9 protein-coding genes are annotated in these 22129 nt (G+C 38.3%); all 9 read left to right on the top strand.

All coding sequences use genetic code 11. The features are described from left to right. Positions 1-115 precede the first annotated feature (115 nt). Positions 116-4000, top strand: coding sequence for a DEAD/DEAH box helicase (locus BMX21_RS04865; protein WP_092041968.1), 3885 nt, complete (start codon positions 116-118; stop codon positions 3998-4000). 24 nt (positions 4001-4024) lie between these two features. Further along, complete coding sequence (locus BMX21_RS04860) at positions 4025-6193, top strand: DEAD/DEAH box helicase (RefSeq protein WP_092041965.1); 2169 nt, start codon at positions 4025-4027, stop codon at positions 6191-6193. Between the two features lie 604 nt (positions 6194-6797). After that, positions 6798-7379: a biotin transporter BioY gene (locus BMX21_RS04855; protein ID WP_092041963.1), complete on the top strand. Its 582-nt coding sequence runs from the start codon at positions 6798-6800 to the stop codon at positions 7377-7379. An 896-nt stretch (positions 7380-8275) separates the two neighbouring features. Beyond that, a complete protein-coding gene (glmS, locus tag BMX21_RS04850) occupies positions 8276-10096 on the top strand; it encodes a glutamine--fructose-6-phosphate transaminase (isomerizing) (RefSeq protein ID WP_092041961.1) in 1821 nt (606 codons plus the stop codon). Positions 10097-10430: 334 nt separating this feature from the next. Continuing rightward, on the top strand, positions 10431-12233 hold the full coding sequence (locus tag BMX21_RS04845; RefSeq protein WP_177173927.1) for an EAL domain-containing protein: 1803 nt from the start codon (positions 10431-10433) through the stop codon (positions 12231-12233). A 134-nt stretch (positions 12234-12367) separates the two neighbouring features. After that, positions 12368-14515 (top strand): HD domain-containing phosphohydrolase, encoded by a 2148-nt coding sequence (locus BMX21_RS04840; protein ID WP_177173926.1) that lies wholly within the window; start codon positions 12368-12370, stop codon positions 14513-14515. Between the two features lie 72 nt (positions 14516-14587). Beyond that, complete coding sequence (locus BMX21_RS04835; RefSeq protein WP_177173925.1) at positions 14588-18778, top strand: ATP-binding protein; 4191 nt, start codon at positions 14588-14590, stop codon at positions 18776-18778. Between the two features lie 22 nt (positions 18779-18800). Continuing rightward, on the top strand, positions 18801-19559 hold the full coding sequence (locus BMX21_RS04830; RefSeq protein ID WP_242952875.1) for a response regulator: 759 nt from the start codon (positions 18801-18803) through the stop codon (positions 19557-19559). A gap of 9 nt (positions 19560-19568) precedes the next feature. Beyond that, a complete protein-coding gene (locus tag BMX21_RS04825) occupies positions 19569-21935 on the top strand; it encodes an HD domain-containing phosphohydrolase (protein WP_092041948.1) in 2367 nt (788 codons plus the stop codon). Positions 21936-22129 lie beyond the last annotated feature (194 nt).

Here is a 22129-nt window from a genome sequence, read left to right as displayed (position 1 = left end):
TAATAATGTTCTTGATGATAAAGAAAAGTTATATTTTTAAGTTAAAACAGGGCTTATCATGATATACTGATTATTTGAGATTGATTAAATTGTTTTTTTCCATGGAGTATTATTAATGGCCAAGAAGATATATATAGACTGGAGACCTGAATTTGCGCAGACTATAAGGTCCCGGGGGATGGACTATTATAGACGCGGTAATGTTAACAACTTAAAGCAGGAGGGAAGCTCTTTCTCTGCAGAAGTAACAGGATCCGGCGGCAGACGCTATATGACATTTGCACACCTTTCTGATGATTTTACCAGAGTAGAAAGGCTTAGCTGTACCTGTCCGTATGCAATGGAAGGCAAGCACTGCAAGCATGAAGCTGCTCTTATGTATCTTATAGAAGACAAGATCACAGATATGATATCCGGAAGCTCTCTTGGGATGTCTTCTTTGTATGCCAAGAAGAAACTGAATACTTCCGATGAGCAGGAGCTATTGGGTGGTAAGGGCTTTTATATAGATGATCTGGGCTATATAGGATTTGAAGAAAGCGAAGTAATAACTGGAGATAAACTAAGGGATATTACAGCTTACAAGTATTATAAGTATTCACAGATCTTGAAGAGCGCATGCATAAGTAAAGAAGTATGGGTCAAAGCTGTGGTCCTGGCCAAGTCATCTAAAGTCAGCATTCAGGATGTTAAGCTTAGTGAATTCTATGGAGGATCTTTTGGCGAAGAGGTTGATGATAACCGCAAAGTTGGAGATAAGATCTGCTCTGCAACGGGCAGGATCAAAGAGTCATATTTTCAGGCCAAAGTTTCAGTAGGACCTGATTATTATGTAGGTGGATACTGTTATGTACCTTCCTGCAAGAAGCCTGTCACCAAGAAGATTGCAGGACGTACCAGAACTATAGGCTTTATATGTGAGCATAAGGCAGCCCTTTTGTATCTACTTAAAGAGTATCTGGACCAGGAAGGCATGGCAATAGATGCAACTGATAGAAGCGGCGAAGATATCATGAAGCAGCTGTCTAGAGAAAATAAGATTGCTGCAGTTAAAGAAAGTAAGACAAGTACCGTAAGAAGAATAGAAAAGTATGATATAGAACCTATACTTATGCCTCGAAATAATAGTCTGTATCTTGCATTCAGGCTATCAGGCTCGCAGAAGTTCAAAGTCCAGCACCTTAATGAGCTCTACTATTCCGTCAAGAATAGGAAGTTATATAAATTTGGAAGAAAAAATATCAGACTATCTACTGAAGCCCTTACTGATAAGGGGCTTAAGATTTATGAATTTATTGAAAACTTCGCTCTTGAAAGTGATTTTTATACTCCTCAGACAGATGGCTTTGGTTTTGATGTAAGTGATGATATGCCTAAGCTTAAGGATGAGATTCCACTGTTTGGGCACTTTCTGGACGAATTTTATGACCTGTGCATAGAGTGCGGGATGCAAGAGGATGGCATCACCCTTGTACATGGAAGAGATGAAAAAAAGGTATATCTTTCAGAAGAGCCTATACAGGCCAAGGTACAGATCAGCAATATGAAAGATGGCAAGGGCAGAGGTCTTGGAATACATGTATCAGGATTTATGCCGGTTGTCTTTTCCGGAAGGAAAAATGCCTATTACATAGAAGGCAATACACTAAATAAGGTACCAAGACAGGATGTTGATGTCCTGTCGCCACTAACTTCAATAAGCCATTTTGGTAAGTTTGAGTTTAGGATTGGTGTCCGTAATCTTACCAAGTTCTATTATGATACGCTGCCATGGCTTAGAGACCATGCACTTGTAAGCTTTGAAGATGCTGACTGGCTTGAACAGTTTATTTTGCCTCAGGCTGAGTTTACTTTTTTCCTTGACAGGGAGAAGGGCTTTATAACCTGCAAGGCTGTGGTATCTTATGACGATCTTGAGAGGAATCTGTTATATGAAGCACCTGGTGAAGAAAGCTTCAGAGACCTTGTTAGCGAAGGTGATGTTATAGATGTAGTTCGTAACTATTTTCCTGATGTAGATACACAAAATGGCCTTTTTATATGCGATGAAGCCAAAAATGAGGATCTTGTATTTGAACTTCTCTCACAGGGACTTGATGAACTTCAGGCTTATGGAGATGTAAGACATACAGAGAGCTTTATGTCTATAGGAATCAGGAAGAATCCGGGATTCCAGATGGGTGTATCACTTGAATCGTCACTTCTTGATCTCGAGATAAGCGCTGAGGATATAGACCCTGAGGAACTTATAGAGCTTCTGAATTCCTATAGGACCAAGAAGAAATACTATCGACTTAAAAACGGAGATTTCGTATCTGCTCAGAACGAAGCGGTTGAAAATCTCGTCCACATGCTGGACAACATGCATGTGGACCTTAGGTCCTTTGTAGAAGGCAAGATGCAGATTCCTGCTTACAGAGCTTTGTATCTTGACAGGATGCTTGAAAATCAGAGTTTTATCTATGAGCACAGAGACAGACATTTTAAGAAGCTTATTCAGGAATTTAAGACTATATCAGATGCAGAGTTCGATCTTCCAAGCGGCATAGAAGGACATCTTCGTAAGTATCAAAGAGATGGATACAGATGGCTGCGTACACTTTCCAAATACGGATTTGGAGGTATTCTTGCAGATGAGATGGGTCTTGGTAAGACTCTTCAGACTATAGCACTTCTTGCGTCATATTATGAAGAGCATGGAAAGAGCTTAGCATCTTGTGCAGATAATGATAATGAAGCTAATGAAAACTTATCACCAAGAAAGCCTTCGCTTGTAGTAGTTCCTGCATCCCTTGTCTATAACTGGGGAGAGGAGCTTAAGAGGTTTGCCCCCTCTCTTAACTATGTGCTTATAACAGGCAGCAAGTCAGAGCGTGAAGACATAATACTTAACATAGAAGGTTATGACGTTGCAGTTACATCTTATGATCTTCTAAAGCGTGATATCGCTGAGTACGAAGATCACTCTTTTGCCATAGAGATAATAGATGAAGCTCAGTATATCAAGAATCATCTGTCTCAGGCAGCCAAGAGTGTCAAGCTTATAAGGGCTGACAGGCGATTTGCTCTTACAGGAACGCCTATTGAGAACAGGCTTTCAGAACTTTGGAGCATCTTCGATTATCTGATGCCGGGACTTTTGTACAGTTATCCTCAGTTTAGAGCCGATTTCGAGATACCTGTCATGAAGTACGAGGAAGAAGATACCATGGACAAGCTTCGCGGTATGGTCACCCCTTTTATCCTTAGGAGGAAAAAAGCTGATGTATTAAAAGACCTTCCTGACAAGCTTGAAGAGATTCGCTATGCCAGGATGGATGAAGAGCAGAAAAAGCTCTATGATGCCCAGGTAGTTCATATGAAAATGCGCCTTGAAAAGCAGAGCGATGAAGAATTTGCCAAAAATAAGATTGAGATATTCGCTGAACTTACAAGGCTTCGTCAGATATGCTGTGATCCTGCTCTGTGCTTTGAAAATTATAAAAAGGGCAGCTGCAAGACAGATGCATTCATGGATATGATAGAGCAGGTAATAGAAGGCGAGCACAAGGCTCTTGTATTCTCACAGTTTGTTACTATGCTGGATATTCTAAAAGGACGCCTTGAATCAGCAGGTATTCCTTATTATGAGATCACGGGAGCTACACCTAAAGAAAAGAGGATAGAGCTTGTTAATGCTTTCAATCAGGACAAGACGCCGGTATTCCTCATTTCTTTAAAGGCAGGCGGAACAGGTCTTAATCTGACCGGCGCTGATGTTGTCATCCACTATGATCCATGGTGGAATATTGCTGTGCAGAATCAGGCAACTGACAGGGCCCACAGGATAGGACAACGCAAGGTGGTGACTGTCTTTAAGCTGATAGCTCATGGCACTATAGAAGACAAGATTCTGGAGATGCAGGAAAAGAAGCGCGCTCTTGCCGAGAACATCTTAGAAAGCGATGGAATATCAAGCGCAACGCTTTCAAGAGACGATCTTCTGGAGCTGCTCAACTAAGAAACTTTTTTTTATGGGGGTTAAATGAGTAATTCGAATTATTATAAGCCGGATTTTAAGGCTTTGGTTAAATATATAAGGGATATATCGGCGGTTGACGGCAGGATGCTTTCAATTCAGGAAGAAGAGGCCAGGGCGAGGCAGGCGATAGAAAAGGCTGCAGCAGATCTTAGGATCAAGCTTGCTACAAGGAATCTTTCATCGATTCCTGTCAGTGAGCTATCCGGAGCTAAGGCGGGGATCAGGGTAGCTGCTTTGGAGAAGGCAGGATACCATGATCTGTCGCAGCTTGCCGGAAGGTCAGAGACTTCACTTTCTATGATAAACGGGATAGGTGAAGCTCAGGCCAAGGCTATAAGGCAGACTATAGATCTTTTTACAAAGAGGATGGCAGAGACTACATCTGTAAGGATTGATGCAGATTCCAAAGATCCTGAGAACTGGAATCTGGTATTCGAGCTATATAAATATATGCGTAAGGCTCCTGTATATAAGGATGTAGCGGATATTAATTCAAGGTATCATCAGCATATAGCTAAGGCGCTTTCGGATATTAAGATCAGGAATTCTTTAAGATGGGTATTCTCATCTGCTAAGGCTAAAGAGTCTACAGTGTCAGGTTATGAGACTCTTATAGTTATAGATAATGATAATTATCAGGTTCGTTCTAAAAATCTTATTAATCAATATGAGACGCTTCGTCTTATATCCCTTCAGGATGCAAAGAGAGAGTTTCTAAGTAACAGTGCGCCTTTTTATGCTCTTCTTGATAGTCTCAATGTATCATCTGCTCCTATTAGCTCAGTGTACAAGGATATACCATCTAGTCTTGCAGAAGAGATAGAGAGGCAGGAACTTGATACATCGCTTCTTAATGCTACGCTTAGGCAGTATCAGATATTTGGAGCCAAGTATGCGCTTCATCAAGAGAACGTCCTTTTGGGAGATGAGATGGGGCTTGGTAAGACTATTATGGCTATAGCTTCTATGGCATCGGTAGCTGCCAAGGTTTCCAATGCACATTTTCTTGTGGTATGTCCTGCCAGTGTTCTTATCAACTGGTGCAGAGAAGTGGAGAAGCACAGCGCCTTAAAGGCACATCTTCTTCATGCATCAAAAGGTAATATAGATGTAGATGTGTGGCAACAAAATGGAGGAGTTGCAGTTACTAACTACGAATCTTTGGACGAACTTTATGACAATATGGATAGAGACCTTCATATAGAGATGCTGGTTGTAGATGAAGCTCATTATATTAAAAATCCTAAGGCTCAGAGGACTAAGTATCTTATGAAAATAAGAGATAAGGCAAAGCGTACTCTTCTTATGACAGGTACTCCTCTTGAAAATAAAGTCGATGAGATGTGCAACCTAATAGGTATATTAAGGCAGGATGATCTTATAAAAGATGTACAAAAATATGCATTTATGAATCAGTCTGATGAATTTAAGAAAGTCATAGCGCCTGTATATCTTAGAAGAGTAAGAGAAGATGTCCTCAAGGAGCTTCCTGAAATGGAAGATAAGTCTCAGTGGTGCGAGATGTCACCTTCTGACAAGGAAGCATATGTTGAAGTGGTCAGAGAAGGTAACTTCATGACCATGAGAAGAGTAGGTTATCTTCAGGATGATATCAGTCATTCATCCAAGGCTGTGAGACTTTTGGAATTATGTGATATGGCCAAAGATGAAGGCAGGAAGATCATAGTATTCTCATTCTATCTTGATACTATTAGTAAAGTATGTGACCTTCTAAAAGACAGGGACGTATTCAGAATATCAGGATCTACTTCAATTGCAGATAGACAGGCAATAGTTGACGAGTTTACAAACAGTAAAGCAGGAAGTGTTCTTGTAAGTCAGGTGTTGGCAGGAGGTACAGGGCTTAATATCCAGACGGCAAGTGTTGTGATATTCTGCGAACCTCAGATCAAGCCGTCTCTTGAAACTCAGGCTATATCAAGAGTATATCGTATGGGACAGGTTAGGAATGTCCTTGTATATCATCTCTTGTGTTCTGATACTATTGATGAAGATATGGTGGAGCTTCTTGAGAACAAGCAGAATATCTTCGATGAATATGCCAATGAGTCAGAGATGGCAGACGCTACCAAGTCTCTTGCAGACAAAGAGTGGATAAGCAGCGTAGTAGAAAGGCAGAGGAAGCTGTACCTTGCATCTACGCCGCAGTAATTTAGGCTGCGGCCTTTCCACTTGGATGGTGCAGTAATCTGGGTTGCTGCCTTCCCACTTGGACGGTGCAGTATCTCCAAAGTCTTCACAGGATAGGGCAGAATCCAGATCATTTCCACGCTGTTATTCGTTTTATAAATTCATGGCATGATATCTGGCGCATTTCATTCTGGGGTCCAAACTCGCTTCGCTCAGACAGGTGGACCCCGGGCAGAATGAAAAGCTCCATCTATCACGCTCATGAATTTTATAAAACGAATAAAAAGCGTGGAAATGATCTGGATTCTGCCCTACCTTGTGAAGACTTTGGAGATACTGCACCGTCCAAGTGGGAAGTATTTGTTAGAATTTGGATATAGAATCTGTACCTTCAGGTGATTATAGAATTTTGTAGTATATCAATCCGTTACCTTCAGGTTATGGTAAATTAGCCGGTGTGCTAGAAAAAGGTAGATGTAAACTTTTGAAATATTAATTGTAAACTTTTATTTTAGAAAGTGGTTGACAATTGGCACTTCGAAGGTTTACTATCTTTAAGACCGCATAAAATCTATAAATTAAGGCTTAATTAATGCCGGTATTTGACTTGGAGGAATAACATAATATGAAAAAGTTTACAGTTAAGACAATCGTTTTATGTGCTATGTTTGCAGCTTTGTGCTGTGCTACAGCACCTATTTCCATCCCGCTTCCTGGGGGCGTTCCGATCACACTTCAGACGGCAGCAGTATTTCTTGCAGCTCTTCTTTTAGGACCTTTGTACGGTTTTGTAGCTGTGCTTGTATATGTTCTTTTAGGAGCAGTAGGTCTTCCTGTATTTGCAGGATTCTCAGGAGGAATCGGGTCACTTGTAGGTATGAGCGGCGGTTTCATTATGTCATGGCCATTTGCTGCACTTCTTGCTGGATTCATTTATTTTAAATTTGGCAGAAATAAAAAAGGCGTAGTTAAGTACGCAGAGATGATAGTAGCAATGCTTCTTGGAAGCGTAGTTATCTACGTAGTAGGACTTACACAGTTCATCTTCCTTACCAAGATGAGCATTCAGGCATCACTTCTTGCCTGCATGGTACCTTTCATCCCGGGAGATATTCTTAAGATGGTACTTGTAGCCATCATCGTTCCTGTTCTTGAAAAGGCGATGAAGTCTATCTTTGCAGATGAGCTTGCATCTGCTAATGCCTAAGCAGCACAGACTTAACTTTATGTCGCGAGCAAAGCTAGTGGATTATATTAGTGGAATCCGCGACACTGATCTGGGTATGAAATATAACATTTTCAAACTTTTCACATTTAAAGCAGTAGATGTAAGAATTCCATGATACATCTACTGCTTTGTGATTTGATTTTCACTATTTAATAAACTGAAACTTCGCACTTGCCAAACATACGCCACTCTCTGAGGCAGAGCCGATGCGGATAGTTTATAATGCATTTTCATATCTTTTGAAGGTGTTATAAAATTCAGGAGCATGAGAGATGGATTTTTATATTCTTCTTAGGGTCTGCATGTCTGAGCGAAGCGAGTTTCAGACCCTAGAATATAAAAATCCAGATATCATGCCCTGAATTATAACACCTTCAAGATATGAAAATGCATTATAAACTATCCGCATCGGCGTTGCCTCAAAGGGTGGCGTATGTTTGGCAAGTGCGAAGTTTCAGTTTATAAAGTAGTAGATGCAGTAATATGACCTTAAGCCATCTACTGCTTTATTATTTTTGCAAGATGTGTTAATATAATGTGGTTTAAGTTTTAGGAGGACTTAGATTTCGAAAAGTTTAGAAACTTTAGCGCCATGTACCGTAAGATACGGTTAACGAGGATTCGGGTTTATCGAGATTATTCGGCGGATGCCCGGACGTATGCATGAATACGTAAGGCAGTTGTAAATACCGGAACGATCCGGCAACAAATTGACTGCTATCATGTGATCTGATAGTTACTGCTTGATAGACGAGATGAATATATATATGCAGTAGCTTTTTATAAAAATTGATGTGAGGGATCATATTCATCTATCCTGTAGATGAAATGAGACTGATCATCTATGTACATTGACATGAAAGGAATTAATATATATGTGTGGAATTATTGGATTTGCAGGACATAAGCCTGCTCAGAATATCCTTCTTGATGGACTTCAGAGACTTGAGTACAGAGGTTATGACAGCGCAGGTATAGCTTTTTTCAAGGACAATGGTAAGCATGTATCCATTAGAAAGACTGCAGGTAAGGTCAATGACCTTCGTGCTATCTGCGATGATGAGAATGCTTCTACTACAGGTATAGGCCATACAAGATGGGCTACTCACGGCGGAGTTACCAATGCCAATGCTCATCCTCATAAGTTTGGTGATGTGACACTTCTTCATAACGGAATCATTGAGAACTATCATGAGCTTATCGAGAAGTATGAACTCAAAGGTCAGCTTAAATCTGACACAGATACAGAGGTTGCTGCTGCAGTTATCAGTAAGAACTACGATGGTGATCCCAAGGAAGCCATCAGAAAGGCTGTTAAGGAACTTAAAGGCTCTTTTGCTTTCTGTATCTTGTTCAAGGGTCATCCCGGAGAAGTTTATGCGGTTCGTAACGTAAGCCCGCTTGTTGCTTCTCATACAGATAGTGAGGGATCGTTCATCGCATCTGACCTTACAGCATTTATCGAGTTCTCAAACAGCTACTTCGTAGTACCTGAGTATCATATCCTTACACTTAAGGATGATGGTATCACACTTGAAGACCTTGAAGGTAATGTGGTAGAGCCCGAGTATCTTACAGTTGACTGGGACGTATCGACAGCTCAGAAGGACGGCTATCCTCATTATATGATCAAGGAGATCCATGAGCAGCCAAGAGCACTTGCAGATACTATCAATCCTCGTGTTAAGGATCTTCTTCCTAATTTTGAAGATGACAATATTCCGGATTCACTTTTTGAAGGAGTTCACGACATCACTGTTATTGCTTGCGGAACAGCTATGTATGCAGGTAATGTAGGTCGTACACTCATTCAGAACAAGTTTGGAATCCCTGTTACAGTAGCTATCGCATCTGAGTTCAGATACGAAAGACCTACTATAGACAAGAATACACTCGTAATCGTAGTATCACAGTCAGGTGAGACTATTGATACACTTGAAGCTCTGCGTCTTGCCAAGAAATATACAGACAGAACACTTGCAGTTGTTAATGTTAAGGGTTCTACAATCGCCCGTGAGAGCGGATATGCCCTTTATACTCATGCAGGTCCTGAGATCGCAGTTGCATCTACCAAGGCTTACTCGGTTCAGGTAGCTGCTATGTATCTTATAGGATGCAAGCTTGGCCTCGTAACTGGTAAGGCTTCAGAATCCGAGATAAGAGAATTCATCTCAGGCCTCAAGAACGTTCCTTCTATGATCGAAGAAGTTCTTAAGCTTGAAGACAAGGTTGCAGCTCAGGCAAGCCGTATGGTCAATGCTGAGGATGCTTTCTTTATCGGAAGAGGACTAGACTATACTCTGTCTATGGAAGGCGCTCTCAAACTTAAGGAGATCAGCTACATTCACGCAGAAGCTTATGCAGCAGGTGAGCTTAAGCATGGAACAATCTCTCTTATAACAGAAGGAACTCCTGTTATAGCTATAGCGACTCAGCAGCCTGTTTACAGCAAGGTTGTTTCAAACATCAGAGAGGTTAAGGCAAGAGGTGCTTATGTTATCCTTATAAGCAAGGATAAATCAATTACGGATGGTACGGTATGCGATGTACATATCAGTATACCTGATGTAAGAGATGAGCTGTCGGTATTTGAATCTGTTGTAGTTCTTCAGATCCTTGCATATTATACTTCAGTAGGCAAGGGCAATGATCCGGATCAGCCTAGAAATCTTGCTAAGTCAGTTACTGTTGAATAAGTCATTGACTAATATTTAGCTAATAATATTTGAAGGAAGCTGCAGGTATGAAAATGGAACCTTTTCGTACCTACGGCTTCCTTTTTTGATTAATAGGGGGATATGTTTTTTTATTAGATTACGATATAATAATACGTAAGGATATGAACGCAATATAGAATATACCGCATCATAATATAGAAAGAAGATGATTGATAGTTTGAGTTATAATGCATTTCATTAAATACTTCGTTTGGAGAATGATATGTTTAACTATAGCTATATCTTTCCAAGTTTTCTGATATTGATTGTATTTGTTGTTTACTGCTTTTATATACCACGAATCAATATTGGTATGAATAGAATATATATTCAGCTTATCGTAGTAGAAGCAGTTGTAATGATTACTGATATTGTTTCAAGTATGGCAGATGAAAACTATTATGATTATGAAAAATGGCAGCTTTATCTGATTAACGAATTATTCTTTTTATTTTTCTTTTTTAGAGCTTATCTATTCTATATTATTACGTATTATATACTCAAGCTTCATCATCATCTAAAGAATGTTTATTATCATATAATGAAGATTCCGTTTTGGGCAGCTGTTATCCTGACAGTCAGTACCAGCCTGACGGGATATGTTTTTTATATTTCAGAAGATGGATATCATAGGGGGATAATATATGATTATGTCATATATTCTTGCCTGATCTTCTATGTAGTAGTATCTTTTGCTATTATTTTGGCTTACAGAAAATCTTCTTTGAATATAGTGAATTTTTCTGGAGCTATCGGATATAATCTTACGATTCTTTTTGGTATATGTGTCAGAAAAATGTTTCCTTCGTATCTTTTATTTGATACGTTCTGTCTTATTGCGCTTATCGTTATCTATTTATCATTTACCAATCCTGACTTTTACTTTAATAGAAAGACCAATACATTTAATATAAATGCTCTTCAATACTTTGTGGAAGAAATCAGCGATTATAGGTATTATAGATATCTTGCTATTGGAATACATAATTATAAAGAGATGAGGGACGTATATGGATCATCTCAAATGGATAAAGGTCTGAGTCTCATAGGATTGTATTTTAAAAAGGAATTTAAAGATTATAAGACATTTTATTGCGGCGAAGGGCGCTTTGATATTATAGGAAAAAGAGATATTGATAGTTCGACAATTATTAATGATATAAATAACAGATTTAAAGAAGCATGGAAATTAAAAGATAATATTATGTACTTGGAAGTCGATTTTGTTCAGACTGCCGAAGATATGTCTATAGAATCTCCGGAAAAGCGCATTTACATTGGACTTGATATGCTGTCTGATTATACTAATTCTATACCCGGAAATGTTAGATATGTTCGTAATGAAGATGTAGAAAATGCCGATAGGCAGGCCTATATTAGAAAGACGTTAAAATGGGTTATTGAAAATGAAAAGGCTGAAGTATATTTGCAGCCTATAGTAAGAGCTGATACACATGAAGTAGAAGGTGCAGAGGCTCTTGCGAGGATCAAAGATCCTAAAGGCAACAGAATAATGCCTGGGGAATTCATCCACATTGCTGAGAAAAATGGCGCAATTAATCAGCTTGGTGAGCAGATTTTTAAAAAGACCTGTAAATATATAAAAGAAAACGGCATAGATAAAATGGGAATATCATGGATCAATGTTAACCTGTCTCCTATGCAGTTTATGAACAATAGCCTTGCAGATAAATTTAATGCCATAATCAATACCAGCGGAATAGATGTTTCGCATATCCATCTCGAAATAACAGAAGAGGCTATGGTAGATCAATTTGTCCTTGAACGTCAGATTGGTGTTATGAAAGAAAGCGGATTTAAGTTTGTACTGGATGATTATGGAAAAGGGTATTCTAATCTTGACAGACTTAAGAGTATACCATTTATTAATATTAAAATTGATATGGCTATAGTCAGAGATTATTGCAATAATCCTGACAAACTCCTTCCGAGTCTTATACAGACTTTTAAAATTATGGGATTTACTGTTACTGCAGAAGGGATTGAGACAGAAGAAATGGCAGATGCTATGTATAAGATAGGATGTGATTATCTTCAGGGATATCTGTTTTCACCTCCTGTTCCTATAGAAGAATTTGCAGACATATTAAAATAAACAGTACTGCTATATGAGAAGTTATTAAGATATGATAAGTCCGGCTGAAAAGTCGGACTTATTATTATTTAAATTTATGACGATAAATTTAATGTGGTATGTTTTGCGATATTGGTTGTGACGTGAGGATGATTATGGCTGATAACAGATCATTTCTAAAAGAATCCACTCAGGATAAAAGCGGAGCAAGATTTCGTATAATACTTTCAGCTGCAGGTATTATTGTTAATGTTGCACTTGCATATCTCATGAACAAGCTAAATCTTGGCTTTTTTCTTGATACAATAGGCACAATTACAGTTTCGGCTATAGGTGGACTTTTCCCAGGAATTCTTACTGCGGTAATGTCTAATGCATTTTGTGCTATTTTTTCTTCGGAATCAATTTATTTTGGTTTTATCAATGCAATTGTAGCGATTTTCACAGTATGGTTCATCAAGAACTGCTCAATTAAAAAGGTTATTAATTTTATAGCCTATATTCTTATAGTATCTTTTTTTACAGGCATTATAAGTGCCATGATTAGCTGGTATCTTCTGGACGGAGTATCTATAGCCAGAAATTCCGAGACTACTATACTACTTGCTTCGTCGATTGGAATAAGTCTTCAGGCTTCATATTTTATCTATTTTATTCTTATCAATATTATTGATAAGGGAATATCAATACTTATAGCATGGCTTTGCATATCCTTTATATCCCAAGGTGCTCTTGAAAGGATAGAAAAAGGTAATTGGAAGCAATATCCACTTAATAAAGAGCAGATTGAAGATCTGAAAAAATGGAGCAAAAGAAACAAACGCCATATGGGACGAAGATCCACCGCTATAGTGATCTCATCATCTATCATACTGGTACTGATAACAGGTTGGATCGGAATAAGAATATACTATCAAAATGCCAGAGAAGAAAAAACTATAGATGCCTATAACACCCTCAAACTTGCATCGGAAATCATAAGTCCTTCTCAGATAGATACATATATTGCTATAGGCGAAAATGCAGATGGATATCTTGAAACACAGGATTTACTCATAAAAATAAAAGAAAGTTCTAGGTCTATTGAAAATATGTTTTTTGTTAAGTTTGAAAAAGACGCCGGAGTAAGAATCTTTGATCTTGATGGTGAAAATGCAGAAACAGTTCCCCTGATAGTGGAATATGACGATAATTTTCTTTTGCATCTGCCTGATTTTTTGGAAGGAAAGAATATAGAACCGCTAGAACACGGAATGATGAATAATTGGATCCGCACAGTTTTTTATCCTATCCAAAATTCTGACGGTGAAGTTGTATGTTACGGAGTGGCAGATGTATCAATATCTAATATGCAGCGGTATCTTTACAACTTCATAATCAAAGCAACGCTTATTCTTTTGGGATTTTTTATTCTTGTTATTGCTCATAATCTATGGGTTACAAATGTAACTATGGTTTATCCCATAAGAAGCATGGCCAAATGTGTAAATGATTTTGCAGAAATGGGATATGGACAGGAGCAGCTTGATAAGAATGTTAAGAGGATAAGGGCACTTGAGATTGAGACAGAAGATGAAGTTGAGCAGCTCTATAATTCTATATGTGAGATGACTCTGAATATATCAGAACAGATGAGGGAACTTCGAAGGCTTTCTCAAACAACTGCCGATATGCAGGATGGACTTATCATCACAATGGCAGATATGGTTGAAAACAGGGATTCTGACACCGGAGCACATATTCAAAAGACAGCTGCTTACGTCAAGATTATTGTAGAGGGATTACAGGCTAAGGGATATTATGCAGAGAAGATAGATGAGAAGTTTATATCGGACGTTGTACGATCAGCACCTCTTCATGATATAGGCAAGATCAATATTTCGGATGCTATTCTTAATAAGCCGGGCAAGCTTACAGATGAAGAGTATGAGGTGATTAAAACCCATACCACATCCGGCAAGAAGATCATGGAAGATGCAATTAGTACTGTAAGGGGAGAGAACTACCTGAAGGAAGCAAGGAATATGGCGGCTTATCACCATGAAAGATGGGACGGCAAGGGATATCCTGACGGACTTCATGGAGAGGTTATCCCACTTTCTGCCCGCATTATGGCTGTTGCAGATGTATTTGATGCACTTACGTCGCCTCGTGTATATAAGCCGGCATTTCCTTTGGAAAAGGCGCTTACTATAATCCAAGAAGGGGCGGGAACACAGTTTGATCCTAAATGCGTAGAGGTATTTATGGACAATCTACCGGAAGTCAAAGTTGTTCTAAGGAAATATAACAGGAACATTTAAAGGAGCAAAATGCTTAATAATAGGCGGATTAAAAACTTCATATTGTTATTTAGTGGAGCTGTTTTATTTGCTATGACTTTATGGAGCATTTCTTTCGGTATCAATGCGACTGTTAATACTGAACAGGATGCCATTCCCGATAAAAGTCTATATCAGCTGGGAGGAGGCTATGCGGTTTCAGGTCAGCTGAATTCAGTAGGATATGCTACAACTATTTATGATGCATCAAATGGCCTTCCTTCGTCTGATGCCAATTGCATCCTGGGCTCCAAAGATGGTTACATTTGGATAGGAACATATGGCGGACTATTCTGTTATGATGGTACCTCTATTGAACAGATAACTTATTCGGAAGGACTTACAAGCGGTAGAGGTCTGTTTGAGGATAGCCTTGGACATATTTGGGTTGGAACTAATGATAACGGAGTTGTCCTTCTTGACGGAAAAGGGATGACCTGGTTTACATATAAGGATGGACTGCCTTCATCTTCAATAAGAGTTTTTTCTGAAGACAAGGAAGGAAATATCTTTGTTGGGACTACAACAGGTGTCTGTTATATAGATCCCGATCTTAGTATTCATGTAATCGATGACAATAGAATAAATGAAGAGAGGATTCTGAGCTTAAGTGCTGATAAGTCAGGCGTAATATATGGACAGACCAAAAACGGTATTATTTTTACTATAGAAGATAAAAAAGTTTCCAAGTGCTATACAAGTAGTGAAATAGGCCTTACTGATAGAGTCACTAATATTCTGGCAGATCCGTCTCATGATGGATATGTCTATCTGGGCACAGAAAAGAGTAAGGTTTATCATGGACAATTTGGAGATAAAGTCGATGATATGCGACTTATTAATGTCTATCCGCTTAGTTCCGTACACTGGATCAATTATGATTGTGAACGAATATGGATATCTTCTACCAGAGAGATTGGATATCTTGATGAATATTATACATTCCACCATGTAGATAACCTTCCTATATCCAGCGGAATAGAAATGGTTACATCGGATTATCAGGGCAATCTTTGGGTTGCATCTTCTACACAGGGCATAATGAAGATCGTAACCAGCAATTTTGAAGACCTGTCGCAAAGTACAAGGCTGCCAAGAGAAGTGACCAATTCAACCTGCGTAGTTGATGGAAATCTATATGTAGGTACTGATCAAGGATTATATATTCTGGATAGTACGGGAAGCATTGTCGAAAATAAACTTACTCATATTATCGGTACAACAAGAGTTCGCTGCCTGATGAGGGATGATCAGGATAATCTATGGATATCTACTTTTGGTAATTCTTTAGGACTTATATGTTATACACCTGATAAAGAAATTATTAGATTTACTACAGATAATGGAATGCCGAGTAATGAAATAAGATGTACCACGCAGGCTAGTGACGGTTCTATATGTGCAGGAACCAATATAGGTCTTGCCATAATCAGAAACGGACAGGTTGATCGTACCATCTACAAGAATAATGCTATAAAGAACACAGTCTTTAGGACTGTTGAAGAGCATAACGGGATAATATATGTAGGAACTGATGGTGATGGTATATATGTTATAGATGGTGATGATATCACTAAGATAGGAAGGGATGATGGCCTTTCCAGTGATGTTATATCCCGCATCAAATATGATGAATCAAGAGACCTGTTTTGGATAGTTACATCCAATTCCATAGAATATATGAAGGATGGTGTATTAACCAATATCAAAACTTTTCCTTATCATAATAACTACGATGTTATATTCGATGAAAGTGACAGTATGTGGGTTATATCTTCAGAGGGAATATATATTGTAGACGTCAAAGAGATGCTTTCTGACAATGTTGTTAATTATAGGAAATATACCATGTCAGGAGGTGTTACAAGTTCTCCTACTGCTGATTCATACAGCTATTTTGATAAGGAAGGTAATTTATATCTTGCGGGAAGAACCGGAGTATGTAAAACCAATATTAAACATTTTTATGAAGGCAAAGTGCCCGTTAAGATCAAAATTAAATACATATATATAGGCAATGATTTGGTTATATCAGATGAAGATGGCAAGTATACGATTCCTTCAAGTGACGAAAGAGTAAGGATAGGACTGTCAGTTCTTGATTATACAATTACTGATCCTCTTGTAAGAATATATATGGAAGGTGATGAAGACGATGGTATTCTGACTTCCAAGAGTAATATACCTCCTCTTGAGTATACCGGAATGAAACATGGTAATTATATCCTTCATGTTCAGGTAATGGACAATGCTGATAAAAAAGTCTTTGTTGAAGAAATCTTTAATATTACCAAAAAGGCCAGACTTAGTGAGCTATGGATAATCAGGGTTATAGCTATCTTATCTATAGCCTTGATGACAGGAATAATAGTCTGGAGAGTAATGAAGGGGACAGTTATCAGAAGACAGTACAATGAGATAAAACAGGCCAGAGACGATGCAGAACGCGCAAATATGGCCAAGACGAGATTCCTTGCCAATATCTCACACGAGATCCGTACTCCAATCAATACTATCATTGGTATGGATGAGATGATATTGAGAGAAAATCCCGAAGACGTACCTAAGGGCTATTTCATGGCTATGGTTAATTATGCCCTTGACATCAAGAATGCTTCAGAAACATTACTTGGACTTATCAACGACCTTTTGGATATGTCCAAAATAGAGTCCGGGAAGATGCATCTTGTTGAGCAGGAATATGATGTAGCTGAACAGTTAAGATCAATCGTATCTATGATACGTGTTAAGAGTACAGAAAAAGAGCTTATGTTTGATGTGGTAATAGATGAGCTTATTCCCAAAACTCTTTATGGTGATGTGGGAAAAATCAAACAGATAGTTCTTAATCTACTTACCAACGCAGTTAAATATACAGATAGCGGCTGCGTTATACTTAGTGTTTCCATGGATGAGAGAAAGGGAAATGAAGCAAGGCTCCGCTTTTTGGTAAAGGATACAGGAATAGGGGTAAAAGAAGAAGATTTAGATAAATTATTTACAGCATATGAAAGACTTGATGAGCAGAAAAACAGTGGTATTCAGGGAACAGGTCTGGGACTTGATATATCCAGAAGATTTGCAGAACTTCTGGGTGGTACATTAACATGCGAGAGTGTATACGGAAAGGGGTCTGACTTTATACTGTGTATAACTCAGAAGATAGTTGATGATACTCCCATAGGCCTTTTTGTAGAACATGATGATTCGTCTGCCAAGGGTCCATATGTTCCGCTTTTTATAGCTCCGGATGCAGATGTACTTGTAGTTGATGATAATCCTATGAATCTTAATGTTATAAAGGGACTTTTGAAAGCTACAAAGATATTTGTAACGACTGCTTCAAGCGGCGAAGAGTGTCTTGAGAAAATGGGAAGCACAAGGTTTAATGTAGTACTCCTGGATCATATGATGCCTGGAATGGATGGCATAGAAACAGTAGGACATATAAGAGAGACTGACCCTGATATACCTGTATATGCTCTTACAGCTAATGCTGCTGCAGGCGAAGAATTCTATAAATCAAAAGGGTTTACAGGTTATCTGTCTAAGCCTATAGATAGCAGGGCGCTGGAAAAAGCTATCATGAAGCACCTTCCCAAACAGATAATGTTTGAACCTGAGATAAATGATGTTGTAGAAGATAATGAGAGTATGCCGGAAGAACTCAACTGGATTTATGAAGTTGAACAGATAAATGTTGATGAAGGCATCAAGAATTCAGGCGGAATATCTCAGTTTATTTTCTCTTTAAAACTTTTTACAGAAACTATAGAAGGCAATGCCAGGGTTATAAAGGATGCGTATGAATCAGGCGATATAAGACTTTATACAATCAAAGTTCATGCATTAAAGAGCTCATTTAGAATAATTGGTGCTCTCAATATGTCCAAACTGGCTGAAAGCCTTGAAGATGCCGGCAATAAAGAAAATCTAGAATATATAGACAAGTATACAGACGAACTATTAAATGGATATCTTGAGTTTGAGAATATACTTTCCAGGCTTAAAGAAAACGAATCTGATGATACCAATAAGCAAGAGATTGCGCTGGAAGAATTGCAAGATGCTTATAGTGCATTAAAGGATGTAATCCCGCAGATGGATTATGATTCCGTGGAGCTTATATTGAATCAGCTAAAAGAGTACAAGGTGCCTTGTGATGACAAGGAAAAGATTTCAAATCTTGAAAAAATGCTCAAACAGTTCGACTGGGATGGAATGGAGACACTTATAAATCAGTAGAAGATTTGATTAAGGAGTGATCATGCCTAATAATCGAATGCTAGTAGTAGCAGAAAAGGAATCATTTATAGTCAGAGTTCTTGTTGAAAAGGCGCAAAGCGCCAGGATCTCCTGTGAGTTTGCTCAAAGCAAAGTAGAAGAAATAAGTAAAAAGCTTGAAGGGGTATCACTTATAACACTGTATCTGGCTGATGCATCATATCCTAGTGATGAAGTCATTCATTACCTGATCGAAAAGATGGAAGCAAACGGTCAGCAGGTGATCCTTATAGGTGAGCAACTTGATCTGGAGCACTTTGTCGGCAAGATACCGGAACATCTTGTCTATACTACCTTCTCTCGCCCTGTAGATAATGCTGCATATACCAGGGAAATCACAAATTATTTTGACAAGATCAACAGCGGCGAGTTCAAAAAAAGCATTCTGGTAGTAGATGATGATGCAAATTATCTGGCGATAGTAAGAGAATGGCTCAAGGATACTTATAAAGTATTTATGGTAAACTCAGGCCTTCAGGCGATTAAATGGCTTGGCAAAAATACTGTAGATCTAATCCTTTTGGATCATGAGATGCCTGTGACCAGCGGGCCTCAGGTTCTTGAGATGTTAAGAAGTGATGATGAGACCAAAAATATTCCGGTTATGTTTCTGACAGGTAAGAGTGACAAGGAGAGTGTTATGAAGGTTGTAGCACTTAAGCCTGAGGGATACTTTCTTAAGAGTATTCAAAGGGAAGAACTGCTTGAAAAGCTTCATGAATTCTTTGTCATGCACAAGTAAGGGTGGCATATGATCGAATTAATAAGGACATACCAACTTAATCTGATGCTTCTTTTATGCGGAGCCTGTATGATGATGGCTATTCTGCTTCTTATTACAAAATTTTTGGATGAGAAGAGGAAATGGTCTTTGTTCCTGATGGAATTAGTCGCATTTTTCCTTCTATGGTTTGACAGACAGGCATATATTTATGCCGGGGATACAAGCCCTAAGGGATATATTATGGTGCGGATCAGCAATTGTCTTGTATATGTGCTGACATCAGGAGTTGTTTTTTCCTTTAATATCTATCTTAAGAATCTTTTGGTCAATGAAAAAGGACTTAAGATTAATTCAAAACGCCTTGAAGGGGTTGGGATTGCTTCTGTATTTGGAATGTTTATGGCATTTTTATCTGCCTATGCTAATATATATTACTATTTTGATGAAAATAATATATATCATAGAGGAAAGGGGTTTTTGCTGGCTTATATTATTCCTGTAGTATGTCCCATAATACAGTATTTGGTAATGAGGAAGTATAAGAAGTACTTTAGTAAACTGATCTACATATCGATTGTCCTGTATCTTTTTGTGCCTATAATATGCGGAATAATACAGATATTTACATATGGTATATCTTTAGTTAATATGGCGATGGTGTCGGTTTCAATAAGTCTTTATATCTTTACATATCTTGATATTAATAATACGGTGGAGCATGCTCATAATATAGAAATTCAGAATATAGAAGGCGAAACCAAGCGTATGCAAAGGCTTTTTGATCAGACTGCAAAGGCCTTTGTATCAGCTGTTGAGAAAAAGGATGATTTTGCTAAGGGCAATGCAGTAAAAGTTGCTGAATATGCTAAGAAAATTACAGCAAGGTGTGGACTGGATGATGAACATTGCGATAAAGCTTACTATGCAGCACTATTACATGACGTCGGGCTTATAGGCGTGCCGGATTCAGTAATAAAAAATGAAGGAGACCCGAACAAGTGGGATCAGGAAGCATTCAGGAAAAAGCCTATTATAGGAAGAGAGATATTGTCCAATATCACAGAGTATCCTTTTCTTAGTATAGGAGCTTATTATAGCCATGAAAGATATGACGGGACAGGTTATCCTGAAGGACTTTCAGGTGATAAGATACCTGAGATTGCCAGAATCATTGCAGTTGCAGATGCTTATGTGACTATGACGACTAAGAAAAGGTATCGTGAAGAGCGTCCGGATTTTGTTGTAAGAGAAGCTTTTGTTACAGGCGCCGGAAAGGCTTTTGATCCTGAATTTGCAGAGCTAATGGTCAAGATAATTGATGAGGAATCTAAGGACAAGAATCTGGATGATCTGTCTATAATAGAAAAAGAGTTGTCCTGTAAGCAGTATAGGAGCAGCATCTCTGTCGGAATCCCTGTTGAAGGGAATATCATTAAGATAAGATTTAAGTGCAAGCTTGATACAGATGCGCCAAATGGATTTAGTGCACCATCTATTATATTGTTTGATTCTTATGACAGACGTGTACATGTCGATAAAAAAGCTATTAAGGTTTACAATTATCAGGAATTTGCAGAAATCTGGTTTGATTATAACTACATAAATACACATGCAAGGAGGGTACTTGAGACTAAACTTGATAATACAGGCAGTTTTGATAAACTTGGTGAGGATGAATACGAAATTATAGCTGCTAAGTATGAAGATCATGTTAAAGTCATAATGAGGAGCAATGATTATGAAAAACAAGATATCATTGCCCTTGTAGATGGGTCAACATCTGCATATATAGGAATCACCGGTGAGAACTGTGAAATAAAAGATATAACTATTGAAAAGACTGATGAAGCAATTGATGAGAATTATATTCCTCGAATATCAGAAGAGATAAGCTATATAGATCATATAGAATCAGATATCAAAAATGTTCAAATAAGCCAGACAAGATCCGCTGCAACTGATGGAATAGAGCTCAAGAACAAACTTAGATTATATTTTCATAGCATGAGTCTTCCGGTCGCTAATTTTATCTGGCATTGTCCATATGTTGTCATATACTCTTCTGATAATGGACAAGTCGGCGGCAATAACTACCATGAATATGCTCTTATCAAAATAAATGGTGAGAGTGATATAAGTAAAGAATATGCTGACAATGATTTCATTATGAAAAAGAAGGATGATTTCCCCGGGTGGGAAGAATGGAAAGAGAAGAACAAAAAAGGTATTGACTGCGAGGTGGTAATTGAAAGAAAGGGCAGCAGCATCTTAACAACTACTGTAAACCTTGGAATATACATTGAGAATACCACTACTATAAAAGATAGTCCTTCTAAAGTATATGTGGCTTTGACAGGCGATAGATGTGCAATTACTGATATACGGGTAAGGTAGGATCATTCGGTTAATATGTATACGTTCTTGGAGAACAGTACCTTTTTGTACACTTGTTTATCTGAGGCATGGATGCTGAAGATAGTGTACAAAAAGGTATACAGTTAAGATTTCCAACTTGATGGTGAGTATTCCCAAAGTTTTGCTAATCTTTGGGAATACTGTGCCACAAGTGGGAAGTATTTACTATGTAG

The sequence above is a fragment of the Butyrivibrio sp. TB genome (assembly GCF_900110805.1).
GTDB lineage: Bacteria > Bacillota > Clostridia > Lachnospirales > Lachnospiraceae > Butyrivibrio > Butyrivibrio fibrisolvens_C.
Note: the sequence above shows the minus strand (reverse complement) of the source record. Positions and strands in the feature narration are given on the sequence as shown.